This window comes from Streptomyces chengmaiensis (genome assembly GCF_029846775.1).
Classification (GTDB): domain Bacteria; phylum Actinomycetota; class Actinomycetes; order Streptomycetales; family Streptomycetaceae; genus Streptomyces; species Streptomyces chengmaiensis.
The window spans coordinates 38,522-64,455 of record NZ_JARWBG010000019.1 but is presented as its reverse complement, the minus strand read 5'-3'; the positions used below and the strand labels follow the sequence as shown (position 1 = coordinate 64,455).

At 69.3% G+C, this 25,934-nt stretch carries 19 protein-coding genes; 2 read left to right on the top strand and 17 right to left on the bottom strand.

What is annotated here, in order from left to right:
* Nucleotides 1–30 precede the first annotated feature (30 nt).
* From QCN29_RS17700 to QCN29_RS17680, 5 genes are read right to left on the bottom strand one after another with little or no spacing between them, the layout of a single operon-like run.
* On the bottom strand, nt 31–660 hold the full coding sequence (locus tag QCN29_RS17700; protein WP_279929168.1) for a helix-turn-helix domain-containing protein: 630 nt from the start codon (nt 658–660) through the stop codon (nt 31–33).
* The gene (locus tag QCN29_RS17695) at nt 606–4,499 is read right to left on the bottom strand and encodes an nSTAND1 domain-containing NTPase (RefSeq protein ID WP_279929167.1); all 3,894 of its coding nucleotides are present in this window, start codon (nt 4,497–4,499) and stop codon (nt 606–608) included. The genes QCN29_RS17700 and QCN29_RS17695 overlap by 55 nt, the downstream gene beginning before the upstream one ends.
* Nucleotides 4,496–4,927, bottom strand: a complete 432-nt coding sequence (locus tag QCN29_RS17690; protein WP_279929166.1) for a hypothetical protein — start codon at nt 4,925–4,927, stop codon at nt 4,496–4,498. The genes QCN29_RS17695 and QCN29_RS17690 overlap by 4 nt, the downstream gene beginning before the upstream one ends.
* A 16-nt stretch (nt 4,928–4,943) precedes the next feature.
* Nucleotides 4,944–7,163: an outer membrane protein assembly factor BamB family protein gene (locus tag QCN29_RS17685; RefSeq protein ID WP_279929164.1), complete on the bottom strand. Its 2,220-nt coding sequence runs from the start codon at nt 7,161–7,163 to the stop codon at nt 4,944–4,946.
* Nucleotides 7,164–7,173: 10 nt separating this feature from the next.
* Nucleotides 7,174–7,782, bottom strand: coding sequence for a toll/interleukin-1 receptor domain-containing protein (locus QCN29_RS17680; RefSeq protein ID WP_279929163.1), 609 nt, complete (start codon nt 7,780–7,782; stop codon nt 7,174–7,176).
* A 124-nt stretch (nt 7,783–7,906) separates the two neighbouring features.
* Between QCN29_RS17680 and QCN29_RS17675 the strand changes: the two genes are divergently transcribed.
* Complete coding sequence (locus tag QCN29_RS17675; protein ID WP_279929162.1) at nt 7,907–9,100, top strand: helix-turn-helix domain-containing protein; 1,194 nt, start codon at nt 7,907–7,909, stop codon at nt 9,098–9,100.
* A 420-nt stretch (nt 9,101–9,520) separates the two neighbouring features.
* On the opposite strand, the gene QCN29_RS17670 is transcribed toward QCN29_RS17675, so the two are convergent.
* The 9 genes from QCN29_RS17670 to QCN29_RS17630 form a co-directional block, all read right to left on the bottom strand.
* Nucleotides 9,521–10,150 carry a hypothetical protein gene (locus QCN29_RS17670; RefSeq protein ID WP_279929161.1) on the bottom strand — a complete coding sequence of 210 codons (630 nt, stop codon included), beginning with the start codon at nt 10,148–10,150 and terminating at the stop codon, nt 9,521–9,523.
* A 469-nt stretch (nt 10,151–10,619) separates the two neighbouring features.
* Nucleotides 10,620–11,042 carry an aspartate 1-decarboxylase gene (gene panD / locus QCN29_RS17665; protein ID WP_279929253.1) on the bottom strand — a complete coding sequence of 141 codons (423 nt, stop codon included), beginning with the start codon at nt 11,040–11,042 and terminating at the stop codon, nt 10,620–10,622.
* A gap of 14 nt (nt 11,043–11,056) precedes the next feature.
* Nucleotides 11,057–12,022, bottom strand: a complete 966-nt coding sequence (locus QCN29_RS17660; RefSeq protein ID WP_279929160.1) for an ornithine carbamoyltransferase — start codon at nt 12,020–12,022, stop codon at nt 11,057–11,059.
* A gap of 50 nt (nt 12,023–12,072) precedes the next feature.
* The gene (locus QCN29_RS17655) at nt 12,073–13,074 is read right to left on the bottom strand and encodes a class I SAM-dependent methyltransferase (RefSeq protein ID WP_279929158.1); all 1,002 of its coding nucleotides are present in this window, start codon (nt 13,072–13,074) and stop codon (nt 12,073–12,075) included.
* A 5-nt stretch (nt 13,075–13,079) separates the two neighbouring features.
* Nucleotides 13,080–17,087, bottom strand: coding sequence for a non-ribosomal peptide synthetase (locus QCN29_RS17650; protein ID WP_279929157.1), 4,008 nt, complete (start codon nt 17,085–17,087; stop codon nt 13,080–13,082).
* A complete protein-coding gene (locus QCN29_RS17645; protein ID WP_279929155.1) occupies nt 17,071–18,948 on the bottom strand; it encodes a non-ribosomal peptide synthetase in 1,878 nt (625 codons plus the stop codon). Before QCN29_RS17645 ends, QCN29_RS17650 begins: the two co-directional genes overlap by 17 nt.
* Before the next feature lie 86 nt (nt 18,949–19,034).
* The gene (gene sbnA / locus QCN29_RS17640; protein ID WP_279929154.1) at nt 19,035–20,036 is read right to left on the bottom strand and encodes a 2,3-diaminopropionate biosynthesis protein SbnA; all 1,002 of its coding nucleotides are present in this window, start codon (nt 20,034–20,036) and stop codon (nt 19,035–19,037) included.
* A 49-nt stretch (nt 20,037–20,085) separates the two neighbouring features.
* Nucleotides 20,086–21,129, bottom strand: a complete 1,044-nt coding sequence (gene sbnB / locus QCN29_RS17635) for a 2,3-diaminopropionate biosynthesis protein SbnB (RefSeq protein WP_279929153.1) — start codon at nt 21,127–21,129, stop codon at nt 20,086–20,088.
* A gap of 66 nt (nt 21,130–21,195) precedes the next feature.
* Nucleotides 21,196–21,336, bottom strand: a complete 141-nt coding sequence (locus tag QCN29_RS17630; protein WP_279929150.1) for a hypothetical protein — start codon at nt 21,334–21,336, stop codon at nt 21,196–21,198.
* 145 nt (nt 21,337–21,481) lie between these two features.
* On the opposite strand from QCN29_RS17630, the gene QCN29_RS17625 reads away from it, so the two are divergent.
* Complete coding sequence (locus tag QCN29_RS17625) at nt 21,482–22,306, top strand: IclR family transcriptional regulator (RefSeq protein ID WP_279929149.1); 825 nt, start codon at nt 21,482–21,484, stop codon at nt 22,304–22,306.
* Nucleotides 22,307–22,316: 10 nt separating this feature from the next.
* On the opposite strand, the gene fdhD is transcribed toward QCN29_RS17625, so the two are convergent.
* From fdhD to glyA, 3 genes are all read right to left on the bottom strand, one after another.
* A complete protein-coding gene (fdhD, locus tag QCN29_RS17620; RefSeq protein WP_279929147.1) occupies nt 22,317–23,195 on the bottom strand; it encodes a formate dehydrogenase accessory sulfurtransferase FdhD in 879 nt (292 codons plus the stop codon).
* A gap of 18 nt (nt 23,196–23,213) precedes the next feature.
* Entirely contained in the window at nt 23,214–24,596 is a 1,383-nt protein-coding gene (locus QCN29_RS17615) for an L-serine ammonia-lyase (protein WP_279929146.1), read from the bottom strand.
* A 69-nt stretch (nt 24,597–24,665) separates the two neighbouring features.
* Nucleotides 24,666–25,925 carry a serine hydroxymethyltransferase gene (gene glyA, locus QCN29_RS17610; RefSeq protein WP_279929143.1) on the bottom strand — a complete coding sequence of 420 codons (1,260 nt, stop codon included), beginning with the start codon at nt 25,923–25,925 and terminating at the stop codon, nt 24,666–24,668.
* Between the last annotated feature and the right edge of the window lie 9 nt (nt 25,926–25,934).

Here is a 25,934-nt window from a genome sequence, read left to right as displayed (position 1 = left end):
GATGGAACAGTTCGGCACCTACTGCAACACCTACGTCTCGCAGGAGGACTGGTGACTTGAGGGCGCGTGGTCACGGGGTGGAATGAGCGAGCCGGATTCCTCCGGGGCCAGAGGGGAGGGATCCGGCTCGTTACCCTCGACGGCGGCGCGGGACGGCGTCGGAGCCGCCCTCGCGGCGTGCGGTGTCGCGCGGCGCAGCACGATCTTGGCGCGTAGCGCGAGGAACTGCGCAGTCCTCGCCCGCTTGGCCCAGCGCGTCAACTGCACACGCTCGGCCTCGGTCAAGACCAGTTCCGCCTTGCGCCGACCCGGCCGCGGTTCGTCCGCCAGGCCTGCCAGCCGGCCAGCCGCGAACCGGGAGCGCCACTTGCGCACCGTCGCCACGTTCACGCCCAACGCGACGGCGACCTGACTACTTGACGCACCGTCCGCGCAGGCCAGGATGATCTGCGCGCGCTCGGCCGGCCGGACCCCTGCTCTGCCTGCGCCCGGCGCGACAACTCGACACGCTCCTCCTCGGAGAGCACGATCTCGACAGCCCGCGGGCCTCGATGCGATATGAAAACAGCATACGGACTTACACCTGAAACTGCAGGCGCAGGACACTAGCTGGTCACACAGGGTGGGTCGTACGGCAGTTGGGGAACGTATCGGCTCCATTGCTGCCGGCTCAGGGCGCCGGAGCTTCCGGCGCAGATACGGCTGATGGCGGGCTCGACGTTCAGGTCCCAGAGCGTGGCCACGCCGTCGTCGGTGGTGGCGGCCAGGGTGTGACCGTCCGGGCTGAACGCCAGAACGGCGACGAATCCGGTCTCCACGGTCAGCGGTCGGCCGATGGGGGTGGGGTGGTCGGGATCGGTGACGTTCCACAGGTTGATGGTGCCGTTGTCGGTGTGGCCGGCCGCTGCGAGGGTGCGCCCGTCCGGGCTGAACGCCACCGACCACAGGCTGCCGCCGGGTACGGTCAGGGGACTGCCCCTGCGCGTGAGGTGGTTGGGGTCGGTGGCGTTCCACAGGGTGATGGTGCCGCGGCTGTTCCCGGTGGCGAGTGTGCGGCCGTCGGGGCTGAACGCCACCCAGGTGCTGGTGCCGGTGGGCTGTTCGATCTGCTCCCCGACGCGGACCCCGGGGTCTGTCGTACTCCACAGACCGACGGTGCCATTGCTGCCGTCGCCACCGGCCGCCAGCATCGTGCCGTCGCGGCTGAACGCCAGGGATGCGACGGACGATGTGTCGGAATTGGAGATGTCGGACTGGGCGGCGGGGTTAGCCGGGTCGCTGACGTCCCACAGGGCGATTCTGCCATGCTCGTCGTCGCCGGCCGCGGCCAGGGTGTCGCCGTCGGGGCTGAACGCCAGGGAGAAGATGAGCCCGTTCGCCCCGGTGAGGGTCTCACGGAGGCGAACGGGATGGTTGGGGTCGGAGGTGTTCCACAACGTGACGGTGCCGCCGCTGTCGCCTGCGGCCAGGGTGCGCCCGTCCGGGCTGAACGCCACGGCGTTGACCGGGTCCTCGGGGCCAGTGAGCGGATCACCGCGGGGAATGGGGTGGTTGGGGTCTGCGGTGTTCCACAGCGAGACGGTCTTGTTCTGGTTTCCGGTGGCCAGGGTGCGTCCGTCGGGACTGAACGCCACGGATGCCACATTGCCGCCGGCGCCGATGATCCGGGTCGGCGGCAGATTCCACAGATCGACGTTGCCGTCGCTGTTCCCGGCGGCGAGGGTGCGGCTGTCCGGGCTGAACACCACGTCGGTCACCGCGTCGCCGGGACCGGTCAGCGGCCGGCCCAGGGGGCCGATGGTCTCGGGGTGGGTGACGTTCCACAGATAGATGGCGCGGTCGGCGCTGCCGGCGGCCAGGGTGTGACCGTCCGGGCTGAACGCCACCGACATGACGGGCTGCGCGGGACCCGTCAGCGGCTTGCCCAGGGGGGCGGGGTGGCCGGGGTCCGCGACCTTCCACAGGTGGACCTTGCTGTCGCTGGATCCGGCGGCCAGGGTGCCGCTGTCGGGGCTGAACGCCAGGGAGTGGACGGGACGCCCGGCCTTCAGGGAGCGGCCGCGGGCGGGGTGGGCCGGGTCGGTGGTATTCCACAGGCGGATGGTGCCGGCGTCGTCGTCGCATGCGGCGGCCAGGGTTTGCCCGGTCGGGCTGAACGCGATGCTATGGGAGAAAATGTCGGGACAGTCGAGGTTCAGGGGTGCTCCCGCAGGGTTGACGTCGTCGGGGCGGGTCACGTTCCACAGGCTGACGAGTCCGGCGTGCCATCCGGCGGCCAGGGTACGGCCGTCGGGACTGAACGCCAGCGATTCGATGGAGGTCACGGCGTCCAAGCCCTGAATGGCGGGACTCTTCAGCCGACCGAGCAGGACCGGGTGGCTGGGGCTGGTCAGGCTCCACAGGTCGACGAATCCGCCAGAACCGGCGACGCCGTTGCGGCTGGTGTGGCCGCCGACGGCCAGCACCCGGCCGTCCGGGCTGAACGCGAGCGACAGGATCGAGTTGACGGAACGGTCCACGGGCACGGGTTTGCCCAGCGCCACCGGACGGCTGGGATCGGAGACGTCCCACAGCCGGACGAGCCTCTGGCGAACGTTCCCGGCGGCCAGTATGTGCCCGTCGGGGCTGTAGGCCACGGTGTACACCGCGCCGCGCGGGCCGGGAAGCCGGGTGGCCAGCGGTGTGTTCTCGGTCGTGATGAGCCGGGATGCCGCCTCCGGGGTCGGGTCCATGCGGTAGGCGGTCAGCGCGAGTTGAGCGGACAGCGAGGGATCAGTCGGCGCAAGTTGCACGGACGCGGAGGTGACGGCGGCGTTGATGGCCTGGTTACGGGCTCGCAGGGCCTCGGTGGCGGCGGCCCGGGCCTGGGACTCCTGCCGGAAGGCGAACACCGCGGCCAGCGAGGCGACCACGGCCAGGACGGTGATGGCGGCGACCGCGGCGCGCCTGAGCCGTTGCCCGCGCCGCTGGTGGTGGCGGGCGGCTGCCAGGAATGCCCGGGCCGCACCGCTGAGTTCCGGCCCGTGCGTTTCGGCCCAGGCGAGAGCGGCCTCCAAGCGGTTGCCACGGTACAGCGCGGCTGCCTCCCGGCCGGCCTGTTCCCAGAGCGCGGCCGCCTCCTCCAGATCCTGTCGTACGAGGTTCCCGTTGCGGTCGTGCTCGATCCAGTCCCTCAGCCGGGGCCAGGCGCGGATGAGCACCTCATGTGTCATCACCACCGTGTCGTCCTGGTCCCGGGTCAGCAGCCGGCCACGGGTGAAGTCGTTCAGAACTCTTTCGGCCGCTTCCCGGTCCGGCGCGTGACGCAGCAACTCGTCGTACCGGACGCGGCGTCGGCTGTCGTCGGCGTCGCGCCCCACGATGACGAGCCGCAGGAACACCCACCGTGCGGCCTCGCGGCAGGGCGGCGGCAGGGTGTCGTAGAGCCGGTTCGCCGTGGTGGCGATGGCGCCCTGAATGCCGCCGGTGACGCGGTATCCGTCCACGGTGAGCGTGTGGCCGTGGCGCTGCTGCCAGGTGGCCCGCAGCGCGTGTGCGAGCAGCGGCAGCCGGCCCGTGGTGCTCGTACCGACCGGCCCCCCGACCGCGCCCAGGTCCGCCAGCAGCACCTCTACCAGGCCGTCTTCGACGTCAAGTCCCACGTTGTCGGCCGGACGGCGGATCGCCTCCTTGAGTTCGTCCTCCATCATCGGCTCCAGCAGGACCGGTCCGGCTTGGAGCGCCGCCCGGAGCTGCGGATGGGCCGTGCACGCGGCGTAGAAGTCCGCGCGCACTCCCAGCACCACGACCGCACCGCCCGCGGGCCGGGCCAGACGGTCCAGTACGTCGATGAACCACTGCCGTTCGGTCTCGTCGCCGCAGGCCGTGAAGACCTCCTCGAACTGGTCGACCACGACGACCAGGCCCGCGGAGAGGGACTCCCGGGTGGGTGCCGGATCGCCGGCTCCGGTGATCTCGCGCAGCTCGGCAAGGCACTGTGCGGGATCGGCCCACCACTTCGGCGCCGTGCGCCGGGCGGTCTCGGCGTCCAGCCCGGCGGCGGCCGCCAGTGCCAGGGCCGGGGACGCCGTCGGGGTCAGCAGCAGCCGGGGCCAGGTGCTCGAACCCGCCACCGGAAGCCGTCCGTCGTCCAGGGCCGGCAGCACTCCGGCCGCGAGCAGGGACGACTTCCCGGCCCCCGAGGGGCCGATCAGCACCAGCGGGCCGCCCTCATGCATCCGGGCGTCCATCCGCTCGCACACCAGGTGAACCATGCGCTCACGGCCGTAGAACCACTGCTTGTGCAGCGCGCCGAACGGGGCCAAGCCCGGGTACGGGCATGGCACTTGGGCGGCACCGGGGCCGGGCAGGGTTCTGCGCCCCTCGTCGCCGACGCGAATGTGCATGTCGCGGGCGGCTTGGAAGGAGCTGCCACCTCCCGTCACGGTCGCCTCCAGCCGTTTTGGTTGCCAGGGGGGCGGCCCGTCGGGGGGCGTGGCGTCGGTGTCGCGTTCCGTCACGCCTGTCCGCCTCTGGTGACGGTCATGTCCCGGCCGGCCAGGAAGGCGTCGCCGCCGGAGACGTGTGCCTCCAGCGTCATCGAGCCCGTGATCTGCTGTTCCGGGGTTCCGGTAGCGCGCAGTTCCTTGCCGAACAGCGTGCGCAGCTCGTCGACGGCCTCTGGCCGCGTGGCCATCAGCCGGATGATGCGGGCCTGCCACTCGGCGACCAGCAGCTCCTGGAGCTCCTGACCGTCGCCCGTCTGCTGTGTCTGAAGCAACTCGCCGCGCGCATCGGCGAGTTCCTCCTCGATGCGCTCGGGGTGCGCGGACCGCCACAGAGACAGGACCGAGGACTTGACCGCGGCCCAGCCGTCCGTCGCCAGCAGATCGATCAGGCGCGCCGCGGCCGCCGATGCCAGGCCGGCGAGTTCCACACTCGTCTCCACGTCTTCTCCTTGTCCTTTACCGCCCGTGGGCCGCGATCGCGGTCACTGTCAGGTGGGAGGCGATGAACACGTGGTCGCCGCCCACCGTCCAGAGGAACCCCACGTCCGGCTGCCCGCGGTCGCTGTATTTCCACCGGGCCCTGCCGGTGGCCGCGTCGATGGCCCACAGCGTCTTGGCGCCGTCGGTGGCGAAGACGGTGTCGGCCGAACACTGGGTGCTCTTGCCGAGAATCCTGTGGGAGGCCTCGAACATGTTGGACCCGCCGATGTCGTTGGCCCCGTCGAGCGTCGCGATCCACTTGGGAGTGCCGTCGGTGGAGGTCAGGGCGACCAGATCACTACCCACCGGTACGTAGACTGTCGTACCGTCCAAGCTCGAGAACGGGGCTCCGATCTGGACCTGGTCCCCGTTCTTCGCATCGAAGCGCTGATGCCACTTCTCGCCGCCTGTTGCTGCGTCGACGGCGAACAGCGTATTCCCGTTGCCGCCGGCGAACAGGAACAGCCCGGCGGCGTAGCACGTCAGCGGCCAGCCGGTGGTGAAGTAGTACGCGGCGTGCGGGACGGATACGTTCCAGCCGCGGGCGCCTCTCCTGCCTGCGTCGATCATCTGGACACGGCCGGGTTTCTTGCCCGGAACGGCCGAGGTGGCCAGCAGGTGAGAACCGGAGGGCGGCACAAGCACGTTGTTGATGTCAGTGCCCTTGACCCGCCACAGTCCCTTACCGGTCGCGGCGTCGAACGCGCGTATGTAGCCGGTGCTCGGATCTGAGAGTGAGGACGACGTGGAGGGCAGGTTCCCGCACACGTACACAGTGTTCCCGCTGACCGCGACGTATTTTGCAAGATAAATCGGCGCCCTCGTGCCGCCGCCGGGATCGACGTCGGCCATCTTGGTCGCCCACTTCACCTTCCCGCTGGCGGCGTCGAACGCCGCCAGCAAGCCTGACCGACTCGGTGTGTCGCAGAGCAGGTAGAACACTCCGTCCGCGTACGCCGTCGGGTACTTGTTCATGGTCGCGCCGAAGTCGTTGGACGTGTTCAGCTGGGGAAACACGGATTTTCCGGTCGCGGCGTCCAGGAAGGACGTGGCAGTGTCCGTGACCACCATGACCACCTTGTCGGACGCTTCCAGGCAGGTGGGGGCGTGCTTTCCGGCGTCTGACCATGCCTTGGCGGCGTCGGGTCCGGCCAGAACGATCGATTCCGGTCCGTCCGTCGAGGACGGCGACGCAGACGAGGCCGACGTGGATCGCACGCCTGACGGAGAGGCCGGCCGTGCAGTGGACCCGGGCCCGCCGGCCCGGCCGTCGGGTGCCGACGACGAGTCGCCGGAAAAGGCGAGTGCCGCCGCGGCTCCGCCGAGTACAGCCGCGCCCCCGGCCAGACCGATGATCAACTTCCGGCGGCTGACGCCCTTCCCGGCAGCGATCACCGACGGCGGAGGAAACGGGCCCCGGCCGCCGTCCCCGGCGGACACCGATCCCACCTCCGCGGCCGCGGCGGCCATGTCGGCGGTCACCGCCGGCGACAGCCAACTGCCCCCCAGGGCCGGCAGGTCCTGACGCCTCAGGTAGTCGACGAGTTGCTCCGCGGTGGGACGGTCCGGCGGTTCCGGGTACAGGCAGCCGTCGATCACCTCGCGCAGCGACAGGGGGAGGGCACCCGTGTCCGGCTCGCCTCCGGAAGCTGCGAACAGCACGGTCGACCCGAGGTCGAACATGTCGTCCGTCGGTGAGGGTGCCAGACTGCCGGTGGCTCCCACGATCCCCATGGCGGTGATGCGGGGCCCGTCCATGGTCAGCAGCACCGAGTCCGGGCTCACCTCGCCGTGGACCGTCCCAGCCTCGTGGAGTGCGGCCAGCGCCCGGGCGAGGCCGTCGGCGAGCACCCGCAGAGCCGGTTCGGACAGCGGGCCGTGCCGGTCCACCGCCTGCCGGAGCGGCAGTCCGGCGGTGAACTCGGTCGCCAGCCACGGAACCGGTGCGTCGGCGTCGGCATCCACCACCGGTACGAGGAAGGCACCGGACAGCGTCCGTGCCGTCTCGACGGCGGATCGGAACCGGTCCCGGAAACCCGGGTCCGCCGCGAGTTCGGGCCGCACGACCGTGACAGTGACGAGTCGTCCATCGTCCGTGCGGGCCGCGACGACTTCGCCCCCGCCGACCGTGCTCTGCCTTCCGAGCAACGCGTACGGCCCGATCCGATGAGCACCGTCTGCTCCGGGATGATCCATCGTCCGCCCCTCACGCTAGTCTGATCGTCTGATCACGGGCCGCCTGGTAGGCGCTGCCACCGCCGGACACATGGGCCGTCATGGTCACTGACGGCTCCGGATCGGCGGCCGGCGCCCTGCCGTGCCCGCGTTCGTTAGCGGGGTCGGGATCGGTATCGGACAGGAGAGCGGTCACCGCGTCGCCCAAGTGCTCTAGCCCGTCCGGCAGATGGGTCTCCGGAACACGGAGGAACTGCAGGCGCGCCAGCTCCGCGATCTCGGCCGGCAGCGCCGAGGCGTCGGGCAGCATCGTCGCGTCACCCAGAAGGACCGGGACGACGCGGTTTCCCGCCCGCAGAGCTGTCGCGATCTCCAGGCGGACCCAGTCGTGAGCCCGGTCCAGGAGCCGCACACCGTCCTCGCCCCGCGCGTCGAGCCACCCCGGCCCGATCAGTACGCACATGAGCTCGCACTCGGCGGCCTGCCGCCGCAGGATCTCGGCGAAATCGGCCCCGGGCGGTATCGACTGGCCCGACTTGAAGATCTCGTTGGCACCTAAGCGGTCGGACAGCACGCGGTAGACACGGTCTCGCATCCACCGGGAGTCCGGTTTGCGAAAGCTGAGGAAGATGCGCGGCACAATTGCCCCCTGTCTGGCAAGTGTTGACGTCAACGATCGTGCTCACCCTAGGGGCGGAGTACAACGCTCGGCGCCATTCGCCGGGGATTGAATAGCGGCCGCAAGGCTCCGTACGCTGGCCGGTATGGACCCGGCGGAGCGCGCGGCAGAGATAGACTCGGCAGGGAGATCGACCAGCACACGCCTGCCGCCGGGCGACTTCGGCGTCGTCCTGGCCACACTCCGGGCACGCCGGGGGTGGAGCGTGCGCGAGTTCGCCCGGCGCGCGCACGTGTCCGAAGGGCAGATCTGCAATCTGGAAAGCGGGGTGCGCAACCCGACGCCCGCTGTGGCGGCCGCATGCGACGCAGCCTTCGGCACCGGCGGGCAACTCGTCGAGCTGGCCGGGGCCGGCCGCCGCGGCGCCCGGACCGAGGGCATCGTCGAGGCCGGCTCCTTGGTCTCCGGCTACGAGCGGGTCCTATGGGAGCTGAAGGACATCGGCAGATCCACTGGACCGAGGTTCGTCACCGCTTCGATGAAATCGATCACGCGGATCCTGACGGATGCCGGTCCGCACGCCGTTGGCGGGCAGCGTGCCGAGATCTGGCTGCTGGCCTCGAGGTTCGCCGAATACACGGGGTGGATGGCACAAGAGGCGGGAAATCCCGCGGAGGCGTTGCGCTGGACGAATCTCGCGGTCCGCTGGGGCGCGCACGGCGGGGACGAAACAGTGGCCGCGTATGCCCTGGTCCGCAAGGCGTTCATCGCCCAGCACCGCGGTGACACCGATGCGGCGATCGGATTCGCTGACCAGGCGGCCGGGCACCCGGCGGCCAACCCGGTAATCCGCGCGCACGCCGCGCGGCGCGCGGCCCAGGGGCATGCCCGCCGTGGCGATGCGGGGGCCTGCCGGGAGGCACTGGAGCGGTTCAGAAGCCACGCCGCCGAGGTCATCGGCGACCGGACCCCTCACTGGGGCCCGCGCATCGAGAACGGCAACCTTCGGCTCATCGAGGCGTCCTGCATGCTCAGCCTCCGTCGCTTTGAGCTGGCTGCCGAACTTTTCGCCGCCGAGCGCCGGCGCTGGCCGGCCGTCCCGTCGGACAGCAACTCCCAGGCCCGCTTCGCGGTTCGGCAGGCGACATCCCTGGCCGGCGCCGGCCGCCTCGACGGCGCCTGTCAGATCGTCGAGGCCACGCTGCCCGTGATCAAGCGCATCGACTCGGCCACCGTCCGCGCGGAGCTGGGCCATTTCGTGGAACAGGCCCGGACCTGGAGAGCCGGCCCGGGCCAACTCGCCCTCATCGACGCATCGGCCTCCCTCGCGATCGGCTGACAGTCACGATCGGCTGGCATACGGACAGATCTGGTACTCCAGCAGGATTTCGCTGTCTGACCTGGTCTTTCGCCGGGTGGCGGGAGTGTAGTGGGACTTCGATTGTGCGGGGGCGGTCTCACGGAGACCGCCCCTCGATCGTGCGACAACGCCGCAGGTAGTGACAGGGTGCTCGGCAGCCTCCCCACGTGATCACCGAGCGTGTTGCCGAGCAGTGGGACCTCGAACTGGACGACCTCTTCCTGACCATCGGCCACCGCTTCGGCCGTGTGGAACTACGCCGCCGCACATGATCATCTCTCGTAGTCCGGTGACCACCAGGAGCATGATCACAAGACCGTAGACGACACACATGCCCATCGCGTTCTGCCAGGTCATCTCGGGGGCGACCTGGAAGGCGATGACCTGGCCACATACCACTCATTTGATCCGGCCGTTGACGTTCCCGAATATGGGATAGATGTCGGGCCCCCCGTCCGGGAGGCGGATCTCCTGACCGATGCGCTGGAATCCCAGCCGTTTCCAGATCCGCAAATTCTGCAGGCTGGAGGATTCGGCATAGATGTCCAGACTTTCGCGGAACACCATCTCTCGCAGGGCGTGCATGAGTGTTTGCCAATCCGCTGAGGTGGATTTTCCAGGATGCCGGGCGGCAAACATGACGTGGACATACCCGTCCGGAAGTTCCTGGGGCGCCTGTTGCTCCAATGCCTTCAGGAACGCTTCGACTCTTTTGTACTCCCCGCCGAGAGCGTGTTCTAGCCGGCGATTGTAGGCTTCCGTGTCGGCCTCTGACAGGTTTGGCTCGCCGGGAGGAGTCCACACGAGGACCGCCTCGTGCTCCGGCGTGGCCCAGGCATGGCCCCCGTGACGCAGGAAGTGCTCTATCGATATCGTGTAGAAGCTGTCGAGTGCTCGACGCCGGTGGGAAATCTCTTGGGGGAAAATCCATTCCATGACGGGGTCATGAAAAAACGCCTCGCTCAACGTCTCGACGATGGCTTCGATGTCATGGCTGTATTGCCACCGGGGCAAGGACTGATCGGGCATGGGAGGAAACGCTCCTGGTGCGGAGAGGGGAATGGGACAGGGACGTCGCAAGGAGCGGCGGGCAGAGGCACCACACCAGCACGGCCATCGCGCCATACAGCGTGTGCGCCGCCTGCTGGAAGGCGGTCCGTTACTCACCTGCTCTTGTTCGCCTTGGACCGCTCGGCGAGGGCGACGCGGGTGAGCAGGCTTCGCGTACTCCGCGACGGCCAGGGGGGCGTCCAGGGCATCGTGGTCCGCCGAAACCGTGGGCTCAGTCCGCAGTGCGGTGGTGAGGAGTCGCGGGTCGGTGCTGCCCCACGCCGCCGTGGAGGTGGCGAACTTGATACAGCGGCCTTCCGGCGACCGGGAGCCGTTCGTGCGCAAGCCCAGCTTTTCGCTCAGCCGTAGTAGGGTCGCGCGGGCTGCCGAAGGAATCGCGAGGCCAGCCGTCATACGGCAGAACTGGACCGCAGCCGACATCGCTCACTCATACGACGGGGTGTGTCACGTCGCCGCGCAGCGTACCGGGCAGCTCACCCGGCTCCGCCGGGTCCTGGCCGAGTGACGTGACCCGGTTGTGCTCGTCCACGAACACCACGCGTGGTGTTCCCTCGGTTGCCGTGGCCTCCGGAACATGCCGGTAGGCGATGATGATCACCAAGTCTCCGACGCCGATGAGTCGGGCAGCGGCCCCGTTGATGCCGACCACCCCGGAGTTCCTGGGACCCTTGATCAGGTAGGTCGACAGACGGTTGCCGTTGTTGATGTCGACGATGTCGACTTTTTCGCCAGGCAACAACCCGGCCTTGGCCATGAGGTCTTCATCGAGGGTCAGCGATCCCACGTAGTGCAGGTCGGCCTGGGTCACGGTGGCCCGGTGGATTTTGGATTTGAGCATGGTCACATACATGGCGTCCTTCTTCGTCATCGGGTTGCGGTCCGGCTCGCCTGCGGCAGGCCGGCCAGGCACCACTCCAGAACGCCCATGGCGCCGTAGAGCTTGTGTGCGGCCTGTTGAAACGCGATGCTGCGCTCTCCGTCGAGGACGTCGGCGTCCACCTCCTGGCCGCGATGCGCGGGCAGGTCGTGCATGAAGGTGGCCGACGGATAGCGCTTCATCAGGGCCTCGTCCACGCGGAACGGCGTGAACGCGGTCATCCAGTCAGGGTCGTGCTTGACGGTACCGGTGGTCTGCCACCGCGTCGTGTAGACGACATCGACGTCGTCCGGCAGGTCCTCCATGTCATGTCGTTCCTCGATCAGTGCCTGGTGCGACGAGGCGTACTCGCTCCCCCGGTGCAGGGCGGACTGCGGCAGACCGTAACCGGGCGGCGTCCGTACATGGAGCTCCGTGCCGTGGTAGCGCGGCAGGGCGAGACTCAGGGCCGCGGCGGTGTTGTTGCCCTCCCCCACGTAGAGCACGCGCAGGCCTCCCAGCCGGCCAAATGCCGTGAGCATTGCCGACAGGTCGGTGACCGCTTGCGTGGGGTGCTCGTCCTCGGTCATCGCGTTGACCACGGACATGGTGTCCCAGGACGCGAGAGCACGCAGTTCGGCGGCACTGGCTGAGGTGCGGGCGACCAGGGCGTCGAGCATGAGACCGAGGATCCGTCCGGTGTCACCCGCCTCCTCCCCGGTGTTCTCCTGGAGGTCTCCGGGGCCGTAGGCCACCAGTCGCGCGCCGAGGCGCAGGGCGGCGACGGAGAACGCGGTGCGGGTGCGGGTGGACGTGGTGCGGAAGTAGGTTGCCACGACCCGGTCGGCCAGTGGGCGGTTCATGGGGACCATGCCGCGTGCGTACGCGTGCGACCGGTCGACGATGGCGTACAGCTCTTCGTCGGTGACATCGTTCAGCGACAGCAGATGCCGTACAGGAGTGAAGCGCTCCACATTCGTCTCCTCATTCGCTGGGCTTGGGGTACTTCGGGTCCGGCGGTCAGTCAGCAGGGGGTGGTCGGTCGGCGCTGGGCCGGAGTGGCGAAGACGTTGCCACGGAGCGCGGGCATACACAGGTCGAGCGCCTTGCCGCGCCCGGCCGCCACGCTGAAGCCGGTGGGTCGCAGGACCAGTTCGATCGCGGCCAGTTGGTCTGCCCTGTCCAGCCCGGCGAACCGCTCCCGCAGGGTCGGCGGCACCAGTTCCGGACCCTGGACGCACAGGTACGGGTCGTCCTCGAAGCCCGCGAGATCGATGAACCTGCTGCCCCTGTCGTTGTTCACGCTGAAGGCCGCCAGCCATTCCAGTTCCAGCCCCTGGCACAGACCGGCCACGTCACCGAAGCGGTACGCGTGCACGATCGGATTGAGATAGGCGTCCGCTTCGGCCACGTCGCGCACCTCGTCGGAGGCCACGCTCGTGCCCGAGTGGGATCCATACCGTTCGTCGGACAGTGCCAGCCCGAGCGCCTTGACGGTCTCCAGGCCCGGCTCCCGCGGATCGCTCGGGCGCAGCAACTGGACCAGTTCGCGGTCGAGCAACCGGTCGTGCTCACCGAGCAGGTGGTACAGCCACAGATACAACAGGCCGTTGGGGGACAGTCGTTCGCTGAGCCAGCGGATCCCGGCCTCCGGATCGGGCAGATGGTGCACCAGACCGGTGCAGACCACGAGGTCGAAGTCGCGGGGAAGGCTGAGCCGCGGCAGCGTGCCCCCGACGTACTCGATGTTGTGAGCCCCGTGCCGCTGCGCTGCCTCGCGGGCGACAACCAGTGAGGCGGCCGAGGCGTCCACCCCGGTGAAGCGCGCTTCGGGGTAGCGCAACGCCATCCCCAGCAGCCGGTGGCCGGTACCGCAGCCGACGTCCAGCACCCGCCATCCGGTCAGGTCCTCGTCCTGGATCAGGAAGCCCAGGCCGTTCGCGACGTCCTCGATCGGGCCGGAATCGGCCGTGGGCGAGGGATAGGGGAAGTTCTCGTAGAGGCGTGTGACGTCGTCGGAATCCATGGTGATCACCTGCTCCGGGGGTAGCCGGCGGGGAGGCGGGCGAGTAGCCCGCGTGCCGAAGCGTTGATGTGCGGGGGCCGCACCATGTCGTAGTGGTCGGCCTCGACCACGTCCTCGGTCCAGGGAGCGGAGGTGAAGCGTTGCCAGTCGGTGCGTGCGACGCTCCCGTCGCGCAGGCTGGGTGCGGCGTAGACGGCGTGCAGCGGCACCCGCAGCGATGTGGGCATCCAGTTGCGGAAGAGTTCCGTCTGCTGCCGGATCACCCGGAAGTGCCGAGGCAGTGCGACGTTGTCCGCCTCAGTGCCGAGTGCGCGGGTGCGCTGCTGAACGGACCGCAGCGACGCGTCGTCGAGCGTCTCGCCGTCCGCCGCCACCGTCAGGACCTGGGAGACCAGAGATGCGTGGCGCTGGAGGGCTTCGGGACCGTAGGCCGCCCGCAGGGCCATCCGGAGCGACTCCCGGTCGCCGAGGGGTTCCTCGGCGCCGACGCCGCAGTCCCACACCTCGGCGAAGTCGACGGCGACACCGCGCGCCTCCAACTCGGCAGCCACTGCGAGGGCGATGAGGCCACCGAGCGACCAGCCGAACAACACGAGTCGCCGCGCGGGGATCCGCCGGACGACATCCTCGGTGTACTGCTCCACCAGAGTTGCCACATCGGCCGGTTCCGGGCCGGTGCCGGCGACCGACGGTGAACGGATCCCCCACACGGTCGTCGTCGCCGACAACAGGCGAAGCAGCGGCTGGTACGGGTACAACGATCCGCCGAGCGGGTGGAACAGGACCAGCGTGGGCTGGTCGCTGGTGGCGCCGGCTCCCTCGGCGAGCGGCACCGCCAGTCCTCGGCCGGCCTCGTCGGCATCGGCCGGGGACGCGTCGGTCGACAGCTCGGCCCGCAGTGCCTCGGACATCGCCGTGAGCGTCCGGCTGCCGAACACGGTCCTCAGCGGAAGGCGGACCCCGAACTCCTTCTTGATCTCCCGCACGAGCCGACTGACGAGCAGTGAGTTCCCCCCGAGCGAGAAGAAGTCGTCGCCGCCCGAGACGGCCTCGCGGCGCAGGAGCCGGGCCCACAGGGATGCCATACGCCGCTGGAGCGGATCGGCGCCGTCGATGCGCGGCGCCGGTTCACGCCCGTCCCCGGCGAGGGAGGCGAGCGCAGCGACGTCGACCTTTCCCGAGGCCTTCCGCGGTAGGCGCGGCACGACCGAGAACGACACGGGCACCATGTACGCGGGCAGGCGGCCGGCCGCGAACGCACTGACCTGCGCCGGGTCGCGGGCCGGGTCGGACAGTACGAGGGCCGCGTGCAGCGCGGCCGTGGGGGTGCCGGGGCGCAGGACCACGATCGCGGCGTCCGCCACGCCCGGCGCGTCGCGCAGCACCGCGGTGATCTCTGCCGGTTCAACGCGATAGCCCCGCAGCTTGACCTGGTCGTCGCTTCGCCCGATGAACTCGAGGGTGCCGTCGCTCCGCCGACGGACAACGTCACCGGTGGCGTACCCCCGCGTGCCATTCGGAGCCCGGCGGAAGCGTTCAGCAGTCAGGTCCGGTCGACCGATGTAGCCGACCGACATCTGCGGTCCGGACAGGTACAGCTCACCCGGGAATCCGTCCGGGACCTGCCGCATCAGCGCGTCCATGACCTGTGCGGTCACCCCGGCGAGCGGTCGGCCGATGACCGGCCGGGCGTCGGCGTCGTCGATACGGCAGCCGGTGGCGTTCACCGTGAACTCCGTCGGCCCGTAGACGTTGAACGCCCGTGTGTCGGCGGTGGCCAGACGCCGCCACAGCTCGGCGGGCAGCGCCTCGCCGCCGACCACCACGGTCCCCGGCACGTGCGCACGGTTGTCCAGCAGCCCCGCGTCCACCAGCGCTCCCACGTGGGTGGGGGTCCCGTCCAGCACGTCGATGGCGTTGTCGCGCAGAAAGGCGACCATGGCATCGGGATTCGCACGGATCTTGTCCGGCACCGGGTAGAGGGTGTGCCCCGCGTGCAGCAGCCCGGTGCCCTGCCACGACGCGTCGAACGAGAACGGGGCGTTGACCGCTACCCGGGAGGGCTCCGGCAGCGCGTCGAAGGCCAGTCGGCCCATCGCCCGGCCGAACGCCGCCAGGCTGAGGTGGCGTATCGCGACGGGCTTCGGCGGGCCGCTGGTCCCGGAGGTGAAGATGAGATAGGCGATGTCCTCCAGGCCGGGTTGTGCCGTCGGCGCGGGCACGGCGCGGTTGCCGGCCTGCACCGTGCCGCCCGCCTCGTCGGCCACGGCGTGCACGGGCACCCGGTGCACGTCCGAGAACGCCGGCGACACCTCGCTTTCGGCGTCCACCAGCACGAACTGTATGCCGGCCGCCTCCACCATCAACTTGAGCCGGTCGGCGGGCAGGGCGGGGTCGAGCGCGGCGCAGACGGCCCCGGCCGACCAGACGCCGAACAACGCGCAGGTCTGGGCGATGGACCGACCGACCGCAACGCCGACGACATCTCCCGGGCCGACCCCCTGCGCGGCCAGTGCCCGCCCCACCAGATCTGCGCGACGCACGAATCCCGCATAGCTCAACGCCTCTTCGCCGAGGACCACCGCCGGCCGGTCCGGGTGCAGCGCGGCCCGCGCGCGAACGGCCCCGGGAAGGGGGACGAGGTCCTGGAGGGCAGGGTCCTGGCCGGTCTGCTCCCGGTGAGGAGGCGCCTCGTCGGCCGATTCAAGGATCGGGAGGCGCTCCACCGGTGACGACTGATCGGCGCACAGCCCGGCCAGCAGTGTGCGGAACGCCGCGGCCAGCGCGCGCGCCGTCGCCGCGTCGTACAGCTCCGTGCGGTACTCCAGGTAGCTCTCCGCGCCGCGGGAGGCACCGAGGTGGAAGGTGAAGTCGTACTTCGCCGTACCCGGGTCGATGGGCAGCCGAACGGCGGACACCCCTGGCAGGCTCAGGTCGCCCGGCTCGTAGTGGAGTTCCAGGGCAGCCTGGAACTCCGAGTCGGCGCGCCCGTCTCCCAGACGGTTCAGCCGGCCCAGGATCTCGTCGAACTCGACGCCGGTGTGCTCCATCGCGTCGAGCACGGTCGCGTGGGTCGAACGCAGCAACTCACCGGACAGAGCGGACTCGTCCACGGTGAAACGCAGCGGGATGGTCTTCATGAAGTAGCCGACCACGTCGTTTGCATCCGCTGCCGAGCGCATGTTCATGGTGCTGCCGATCAGCACGTCGCTGGAGCGGGCGAACCGGGACAGGACGACCGACAGGGCCGTGGCGGCGACGGCGAACGGCGAGACGCGCGACGCGGCAGCCGCGGCCCGCATCCGGTCGTACCAGTCGTCGTCCAGCGGCACCCGGCACCTGGCCCCCAGATGTCCAGCCAGCGGCCCCGCCACGCGGTCGGACGGGAACGGCGACCGGTCCGTGATGCCGCCCAGTCGACCCTGCCAGTAGTCGAGGTCAGCACGTACCTGCGTCTCGTCGACCTCGTCCCTCACAGACCGCAGCGCCCCGAGGGGATCGGGGTGTGCCGCGGGAAGGGGTGCGCCGGTGTACAGGGCGCTCAGTTCCTCGAACAGCACCCGGAAGCTGTCCCCGTCGCACACCAGGTGGTGCAGCACCAGGACGAACAGCCATTCCTCCTCGGCGCAGTGGATCAAGTGCGCCATGGCCAGCGGGGCATCGCTGACGTCGAAGGTCCTGCGCGCCGCCTCGGCGACGGCTTGTTCGCCCAGCCGGAGAGCCTGCTCGCGCGGATGCTCGCGCAGATCCAGTTCCACGCGGGGGAACGCGCTGGGCGGCAGGACACGGACCAGTGGCCGGTCCTCCTCGTCCGTTGTGACCACGGTGCGCAGTAATGGATGTCGTGCATAGAGCGTGTCCAGGGCCCGCAGCAGGGCGCTTTTGTCCAGCGGTCCGGTCAGTCGGAAGCCCTCGGACTCGGTGTAGACGGGCAGATCCTGCGTCAGCCTGCTTGCCGTCCACACCGGTCGCATGATGGTCGGAAGAGGGCTGAGTTCAACGGTGTTCTGCATGCGTGACCACTTCTTTGAGGGTTGCCTGCGACTGCGAGCGGCCGGATTCCGCAGCCGCGAGGGTGTCTGCCACCAGTTCCGACTGGGCGTCCAGCTTCGCCACGCGCATGAGCTGCACGGCGTTCAGCCGGATGCCGAAGCGGGCGCGGATCTCCTTGACCATGCGCATGACGTCCAGCGACGTGCCGCCCAGTGCGAAGAAGTCCGCTTTCGTGCTGGGCGGTGAGGCACCCAGCACGTCCTGCCAGATGGCGGCCAGCGCATCAACCACCTCGTGCGCGCCGCTGCCGGACGGTCCGGCGGCGGATTCCTGTGTGTGCGCCGGGGCCACGGGATGGTGGGAAGGCTCCGGAACTCTCAGCTCCGCCAGAGCGCGCCGGTCGATCTTGCCGTTGGGCGTACGGGGCCACTCGTCGACGGTCAGGTACACGGCGGGCAGCATGTGCCGGGGAAGCCGTGACTCCGCGTGCGCTCGAAGTTGCGCCTCGTCCAGGAGGGAACCCTTCTTGGGACGGACATAGGCGACCAGGCGCAGGCTCTCACCGGCCTTGCGCGGCACCACCACGGCCTCCGCGACTGACGGCACTTCAGCCAGCCGACTCTCGATCTCGCCGGGTTCCACGCGGTGGCCGCGGATCTTGATCTGATGGTCGGCGCGTCCCAGCAACTCCAGTTCGCCCTCCGCGTTCAACCTGCCCATGTCGCCGGTCCGGTAGAGCCGGCCGCCGGATGAGCTGAACGGATCGGCCACAAAACGCTCGGCCGTGAGTCGTGGCTCCCCGGCATAGCCGCGCGTGACTCCGCCGCCACCGATCCAGACCTCTCCGCGCTCACCCGGGGCGACCGGCCTGCGTTCCTCGTCCAGGAGGTGCAGCGTGGTGTCCGGTAGCGGCCTGCCCACCGGGACGACTCCACGGTCGCCGGGGGTGACCGCATGGGCAGTCGACCAGATGGTGGTCTCGGTCGGCCCGTAGATGTTCCATACCTGGCGTGCCCGTGCGCACAGGCGGGCCGCCAGGAACGGGGACATCGGCTCGCCCCCGCACAGGGCCACGCGCAGGCCGCCGCTCCACCCGGCTTCGAGCAGCATGCTCCAGGTCACGGGCGTGGCCTGGAGCACCGTCGCTTCCCAGCGGGCCAGTAGTCCGCGCAGCGCCTGGCCGTCCAGGACCTGATCGTCCTCGGCGATGACCACGGACGCACCGGATACCAGAGGAAGGAACAGATCCACGAGTACGGGGTCGAAGGAGGGGGATGTGAGGGAAAGCCAGACGTCATCAGGTTCCGGGCCGACCACGGGCGCCATGGACAGCACACCCTTGACCAGGCAACGGTGGTCCACGGCGACCGCCTTGGGCCGCCCGGTGGACCCGGACGTGTACATCAGGTAGGCCAGGCCGTCCCGTCCGGCGTTCTGGGCGGCCAGCGTGTCCGCCTCGGGCCGGGATGTGCCAGAATCCGAGCCGTCTACCAGGAGCACGCCCGCCGCCTCACGGCCGACCAGCCTGCCGACGGTGAGGGTGATCCGCGCCCCGCTGGCGCGCAGCATGTACTGCTGCCGCTCCACGGGATAGGCCGGATCGATCGGCACGAAAGCGGCCCCTGCCATGAGCACTCCAAGAAGGGCCACAGGCAGGTCGGTTGAGCGGTCGATGCTCACAGCGACCCGGTGCCCCGGGCCGACGCCGTGCCGCTTCAGCCTGTCCGCCACCGCCGAGACGGCGCCCAGCAGTTCGCCGTAGGTCATCGACCGTTCGCCGCAGCGCACCGCCATCCGGCGCGGAGTGCGGGCTGCCTGCGCGGCGATGAGTTCATGCAGGCCATGGGGCGGCCATGGCAGCCCCATGGGTACGTTCGGCATCTCGGGTCTGCCTTTCTCGTCTGCGTGGTGAACCTGGGCATACAGCCACGGAACGGGAATCTCTGGAGCCGGACCCTGTGACGCCGTCACTCCACGGCGCCGGAGGCCGTGAGGGGCCTGCCGTGCGTGGTCCGAGACCGCACGTCCAGGCCGTAGTTCCGCTGAACCCAGTCGGGCTCGTAGACCGAGTCGAGATAGCGTTCCCCGAGATCCGGGGAGATGGCGACTGCCGTGGAGTTCCGATGCGGACGGTTCTCAGCCAGCCACTGCACGGCGCCGGTCACCACCGTGCCGGTTGAACCACCGAACAGGTAGCCATGTGAGGCCAGCTGGTGGCACGTGCGGACAGTCTCGTACTCCGGCACGAGGACCACGTCATCCACCAGGGATTCGTCCAGCAACTGGGGCCGTACGCCCGCCCCCAGCCCCGGGATCATCCGGGGGCCGCCCGGACCGCCGAAGGAGACCGACCCCGCCGAGTCGACGGCCACGATGGTCACATCGGGTCGGTTCCGCCGAAAGTACTGGGCGCAGCCCATCAGGGTGCCCGTGGTGCCCGCTCCGATGAACAACACGTCCAGCCCGGAGAAGTCCCGCGACAGTGCAGGGGCGGTCCGCCGGTAGTGTGCGATCCAGTTGTTCGGGTTGGCGTATTGGTTCAGCCATACGTTACGGCTGTCGGAGGAGCACAACTTCTGCACATACTCAAGGCGGGAACCTAGATAACCGTGCTCAGGATGCGGTTCGGAAATCGTGTGCACCAGCGCTCCGAAAGCCTCCATTAACTCGCGAGTCGCCGTGTTGCACCGCACGTCTGTCACACACACGAACTGGTAGCCGCGACTTGCCGCTATCATAGCCAGTGCCACGCCAAGATTTCCCGACGACGACTCCACGATAGTGGAATCCTTGGACAGAAGACCACTGCGCTCGGCGGAGTCCACCATCTCGACAGCGGTCTTCAACTTGATGGAGCCGGCGAAGTTGAACCCCTCACACTTCAGGTAGAGGGATTGAGAAACCACGGAACTCAGGTCGACGTACAGGTTCTCGATGTTGAACTCGTCCGGCCTGGCGATAATCGGCATATCTTACCTCGTTTCACGGCTCATTGAGATGAGTTCCGCGTGAAGCTTGTCACCCATAGCGCCGCAGTTCGGCGAAGAACTCGTCGATTACGAGCAGTTCCCCAGAGCTGTGCAGTTCGTCCCAGACGTACTTGCCCACCGCGATGTCCAGCACCCCCAGACCGAATGGCGAGAAGATCACCGGCCGGTTTTCGGGAACTCGCACGGCACCGTGCATGACATCAGCCAGGGTACCGGTGACGAATTCCCGGTTACCCGTCTGCTGTTCGGCCAGATGCGGGGAGGTATTCGCCTTGAGGCAGTGCTCGATGTCATCCAGGAAATTTGCCGAGCCGAGGATGATTTCCGGAGACAGGTCGCGCAGCGAGACGTTCAGCACCAGCGGGTTGTGCGAGAACCACTCGGAGGTGTGGATGTACGGGGAGCCGGCGACCGTCGCAAACACCAGCAGGTCAGAGGACCTGATCAGGCTTTCCGCGCTATCGTGGAGAACGAATTCCCCAGCGCCTCCCGCACCTTGTAGATAATCCCGGAATCCCGCACCGTGCTCGGCGGACACATCGTGGATGCCGACGCTGTCGAATTCCCAGCCAGTGCCTGCGAGGTAAGTGTGGATGTAGCGCGCGATCAGTCCCGTTCCAATGAAGCCGACGCGCTTAGCACGGCCCCTGTCCCGGCTGAGCCAGTCCGCAGCGAGCGCCGCCGACGCGGCAGTACGCACCGCGCTGATTACGGAACTCTCCAGACAGGCGTATGGATATCCGGTTTTCGGGTCATTGAGCACCAGCACGGCGGAGGCACGCGGAATCCCGTGTTGAACATTGCCCGGAAAGCTGGAGATCCACTTGATGCCGTCCGCACCAGCCTCTCCCCCAACAGCGGCGGGGAGCGCGATGATCCGCGCGTCAGGCCGGTCGGGGAAGCGGAGAAAATAGGAGGGAGGATTAACGGTCCCCCCGGCATGATGTAATCGATACGTAGCAGAAATAAGCTCGACAATCACATCTTCTCGGTCGGCCAGTACCCTCTTGACCTGAGCTCCGGATATGACGCTGAACGTCGGAACAGCAGGGCGTTTCGGAGGATACTCCATCGCCCCTTCATGTAATCGCATACTCACCGCAGTTCTTTGCTTTCAATTTCTGGTCGAAATTTCAGGCTAAATGCACACGGATCGAAAGCGCTCGTCCCGCCGCACCTTGACCCGCGCGCTGATCTTCTCGGAGAGAATCCGCTTGCACTGCGCGACCGCGAGGGCGTCGACACGGCCGTGCCACCGCCTGCGTCCTGGCAAAGGCATGGGCCCTTCCCAAACCTCACGTCGAGAAGCGAGGCGCCGCCCCTGGGGGAGGGCCGACCCGGGAGATACTTGCCGGTCCGGCGGCTGCCCGGAACCCCTGGTTTCATTGAGTGGACCCACCCAGCGCGATCCGCGGAGCCCAAGCGTGAACGACCACAACGGCAGCAACGGCACCAACCAGGCAAGCTCGCGCGTGCGCGGACACCGCCCGGCCCGCGGCGAACCCCTGCTGGACCGGGCCTTTCGCCTGCTCGCCAGTTTCGGGCCGGACACACGCGTGCTGTCATTGACCGCCCTGGCCGCCCGGGCCGGCTTGCCCAAGGCCACCGCGCTGCGCCTGGCCCGCCAGCTGGTCGACCACGGCGCGCTGGAGCGCACCGACGCCGGCCACTACACCATCGGCTTACGCCTGCTGGAGCTGGCCACCCTCGCCCCACGCGGCCACGGCCTGCGCGCCACCGCCCTGCCCCACCTGTACGACCTCCACCACGCCACCCGCCAACACGTCCAGCTGGTGGTGCGCGAGGGCCTGGCGGGCGTCCTGGTCGAGCGGCTGTCCGCCCACAACGCGAAACGCATCATGTACCGCGTCGGCGGCCACCTCCCGCTCAACGCCACTGCACCCGGACTGGCCCTGCTCGCTTTTGCCCCCACCGAGGTGCAAGAAGACTTCCTCGCCGGCGACGGGCCGACCGAGGAGGACGACTCACACCCCACCGGCGAGGCGCTGCGGGCCAAGCTTGCAACCATCCGCCGTGACCGGTACGCGGTCTTCTCCCGCCGCCAATGGGACACCGAGATGACCGGGGTGGCCGCCCCCATTCTCGACCGGCACGACACCACCATCGCCGCCGTCTCGGTCGTCACCCCGTCCGAGACCATCCAGCCGGCGGCGCACATCCCCGCCGTGGTCGCCGTGGCCCGTGCCATCACCCGTGCCCTGGCCACCGACATGGAGACTTACGCCTGACCTCGCGCTTTCATGACGTGGCTGGCCTGCCCAAAGCGGCCCTCCGGCCATGGCGCCGCGCGCGCAGGTCGATGCGCTGCTCGCCCGCGTACACGTTCATGGAGCCGCCGCGCAGGAAGCCGACGAGCGTGAGCCCGCTCTCCGCCGCCAGGTCCACGGCGAGGGAGGACGGCGCCGAGACCGCGGCCAGCAGCGGGATGCCCGCCATGACCGCCTTCTGCGCCAGCTCGAAGGACGCCCGCCCGGACACGAGCAGGATGGTCTGGGACAGCGGCAGTCGGCCGTTCCTCAGCGCTCGGCCGATCAGCTTGTCGACGGCGTTGTGCCGGCCGACGTCCTCGCGCAGGTCCAGCAGCTCGCCCTCGGGCGAGAACAACCCGGCGGCATGCAGACCACCGGTGCGGTCGAACACCCGCTGCACGGCCCGGAGTCGGCCGGGCAGGGCGGCCAGCAGCTCCGGGGTGGCCCGGATCGCGGGCGTGTCGGCGATCGGCCACCGTGCGGTGGTCCGTACGGCGTCCAGGCTCGCCTTCCCGCACAGGCCGCACGACGACGTCGTGTACACATTCCGTTCGAGCGTGATGCCGGGCAGCGGTACGCCGGGGGCGAGTTGCACGTCGACGACGTTGTACGTGTTCGAACCGTCCTGCGTCGCGCCCGCGCAGTACACGATGTTCGCCACGTCCTCGGCCCGGCCCACGACGCCCTCGCTCACCAGGAATCCGGCGGCGAGCGCGAAGTCGTCCCCCGGCGTCCGCATGGTGATCGCCAGCGGCTTGCCGCCGAGCCGAATCTCCAGCGGCTCCTCCGCGACCAGTGTGTCCGGGCGGGTGCTCACCGCGCCGTCCCGGATCCGCAGCACGCGCCGGCGCTCGGTGACTCGTCCCATGCCGTGTCGCTTCCCTGCTCAGCACTCGATGACGTTGACGGCGAGGCCGCCGCGGGCGGTCTCCTTGTACTTCACCTTCATGTCGGCGCCGGTCTCCTTCATGGTCTTGATGACCTTGTCGAGGGACACGTGGTGCCGGCCGTCGCCGCGCAGGGCCATCCGGGCGGCCGTGACCGCCTTCACCGCGGCCATGCCGTTGCGCTCGATGCAGGGGATCTGGACGAGGCCGCCGACCGGGTCGCAGGTCAGGCCGAGGTTGTGCTCCATGCCGATCTCGGCGGCGTTCTCGACCTGCTCGGGGCTGCCGCCGAGGACCTCGGCGAGACCTCCGGCGGCCATCGAGCAGGCGGAGCCGACCTCGCCCTGGCAGCCGACCTCGGCGCCGGAGATCGACGCGTTCTCCTTGAAGAGCATGCCGATGGCGCCCGCCGCGAGGAGGAAGCGGACGATGCCGTCCTCGTCGGCGCCCGGAACGAAGCCCAGGAAATAGTGCAGAACGGCGGGGACGATGCCGGCCGCGCCGTTCGTAGGAGCGGTGACGACCCGGCCGCCCGCCGCGTTCTCCTCGTTCACGGCCATCGCGTAGAGGGTCACCCATTCCATGGCGCGGCCCGCCGGGTCGCCCTCGCTGCGCAGGGCACGGGCCGCCGCCGCGGCCCGGCGACGGACCTTCAGACCGCCGGGCAGGATGCCCTCGCTGCCCAGCCCCCGCACTACACAGGCCGCCATGACCCGCCAGATCTCCAGCAGGCCCGCGCGGATCTCCTCCTCGGTGCGCCAGGCCTTCTCGTTCTCCAGCATCAGCGCGGAGATCGACAGGCCGGTCTCCTTCGTGCGGCGCAGCAGCTCGTCGCCAGTGCGGAAGGGGTACCTCAGGACCGTGTCGTCGGGCTTGACCCGGTCCGCGCCGACCGCGTCCTCGTCGACCACGAAGCCGCCGCCCACGGAGTAGTACGTCTTCTCCAGCAGCGCCACGCCGTCGGCGTCGTACGCGAAGAGGGTCATGCCGTTGGCGTGGTAGGGCAGCGACCGCCCGCGGTGCAGGACCAGCTGGGTCGAGGCGTCGAAGTCGATCTCGTGGGCCGGGCCGATCTCGGCGCCGAGGAGGCGGATGCGTCCGGCGTTGCGGATTCGTTCGACGTCCAGGTCGGCCTGGGCGACGTCGACCGTGTGCGGCTCGTTGCCCTCCAGGCCGAGCAGTACCGCCTTGGGGGTGCCGTGGCCGTGGCCGGTCGCACCGAGGGAGCCGAACAACTCCGCCCGGACGGCGGCGGTCTGGGCGAGCACGCCGTCCCGCTTCAGCCGGGCGACGAACATCACGGCGGCACGCATCGGGCCGACGGTGTGCGAGCTGGACGGGCCGACGCCTATGGAGAACAGGTCGAAGACGCTGACTGCCACGCCATACTCCATGGGATTGGAGGGGCGTGCCCAGCGGTCGCGGGAACGCCCCTGCGGGAGGGTGTCGGTTTACAGGCCGGGGTACAGCGGGTGCTTGTCGGCCAGGGCCTTCACCCGGGCTTTCAGAGCCTCCGCGTCGTGCGACGGTTTCAGCGTCTCGGCGATGACGTCGGCGACCTCGGTGAAGTCCTCGGCCGTGAAGCCGCGGGTGGCCAGGGCCGGGGTGCCGATGCGCAGGCCCGACGTCACCATCGGCGGGCGCGGGTCGTCCGGGACGGCGTTGCGGTTGACCGTGATGCCGACCTCGTGCAGCCGGTCCTCGGCCCGCTGGCCGTCCAGCTCGGACTCGCGCAGGTCCACCAGGATCAGGTGCACGTCCGTGCCGCCGGACAGCACATTCACGCCCGCCTCACGGGCATCGGCCGCCGTCAGCCGCTCGGCGAGGATCCTGGCGCCCTCGACCGTACGGCGCTGGCGCTCCTTGAACTCCTGCGACGCGGCTACCTTGAACGACACCGCCTTGGCCGCGATCACATGCTCCAGCGGGCCGCCCTGGAAGCCCGGGAAGACGGACGAGTTCAGCTTCTTCGCGAAGTCCTTCTTCGCGAGGATGATGCCGCCGCGAGGCCCGCCCAGGGTCTTGTGGGTGGTGGAGGTGACGACGTCCGCGTACTCGACCGGGTTCGGGTGCAACCCCGCCGCGACCAGCCCTGCGAAGTGCGCCATGTCGACCCACAGGTACGCCCCGACCTCGTCGGCGATCCGCCGGAACTCCGCGAAGTCGAGCTGCCGCGGGTACGCCGACCACCCGGCGATGATCACCTTCGGCCGGTGCTCCTTGGCGAGACGCTCCAGCTCCGCCATGTCGACCAGACCCGTCTCGGAGTCCACGTGGTACGGGACCACGCTGAACTGCTTGCCCGAGAAGTTGATCTTCATGCCGTGGGTGAGGTGGCCGCCGTGGGCCAGGTCCAGGCCGAGGATGGTGTCGCCGGGCTGGGCGAGGGCGAACAGGGCGGCCTGATTGGCCGAGGCGCCGGAGTGGGGCTGGACGTTGGCGTACTCCGCGCCGAACAGCTCCTTGATCCGGTCGATGGCGATCTGCTCGGCGACGTCGACGTGCTCACAGCCGCCGTAGTAACGACGGCCCGGATAGCCCTCGGCGTACTTGTTCGTCAGGACCGAACCCTGCGCCTCCAACACCGCGACCGGCGCGAAGTTCTCGGAGGCGATCATCTCCAGGGTCGACTGCTGACGCTCCAGCTCGGCGTCGACCGCGGCGGCGACCTCGGGGTCGAGCTCGTGCAGGGGCTGGTTGAAGAGGGTCATCGGCGGTCT

Coding starts and splice junctions, on each gene's coding strand:
- glyA (WP_279929143.1), bottom strand. CDS start 25,925: ATGACCCTCTTCAACCAGCCCCTGCACGAGCTCGACCCCGAGGTCGCC.
- sbnB (WP_279929153.1), bottom strand. CDS start 21,129: ATGGAGTATCCTCCGAAACGCCCTGCTGTTCCGACGTTCAGCGTCATA.
- QCN29_RS17650 (WP_279929157.1), bottom strand. CDS start 17,087: ATGCAGAACACCGTTGAACTCAGCCCTCTTCCGACCATCATGCGACCG.
- QCN29_RS17700 (WP_279929168.1), bottom strand. CDS start 660: ATGGAGCCGATACGTTCCCCAACTGCCGTACGACCCACCCTGTGTGAC.
- QCN29_RS17645 (WP_279929155.1), bottom strand. CDS start 18,948: ATGCCGAACGTACCCATGGGGCTGCCATGGCCGCCCCATGGCCTGCAT.
- panD (WP_279929253.1), bottom strand. CDS start 11,042: ATGTATGTGACCATGCTCAAATCCAAAATCCACCGGGCCACCGTGACC.
- fdhD (WP_279929147.1), bottom strand. CDS start 23,195: ATGGGACGAGTCACCGAGCGCCGGCGCGTGCTGCGGATCCGGGACGGC.
- QCN29_RS17655 (WP_279929158.1), bottom strand. CDS start 13,074: ATGGATTCCGACGACGTCACACGCCTCTACGAGAACTTCCCCTATCCC.
- sbnA (WP_279929154.1), bottom strand. CDS start 20,036: ATGCCGATTATCGCCAGGCCGGACGAGTTCAACATCGAGAACCTGTAC.
- QCN29_RS17675 (WP_279929162.1), top strand. CDS start 7,907: ATGGACCCGGCGGAGCGCGCGGCAGAGATAGACTCGGCAGGGAGATCG.
- QCN29_RS17670 (WP_279929161.1), bottom strand. CDS start 10,150: ATGCCCGATCAGTCCTTGCCCCGGTGGCAATACAGCCATGACATCGAA.
- QCN29_RS17685 (WP_279929164.1), bottom strand. CDS start 7,163: ATGGATCATCCCGGAGCAGACGGTGCTCATCGGATCGGGCCGTACGCG.
- QCN29_RS17630 (WP_279929150.1), bottom strand. CDS start 21,336: ATGCCTTTGCCAGGACGCAGGCGGTGGCACGGCCGTGTCGACGCCCTC.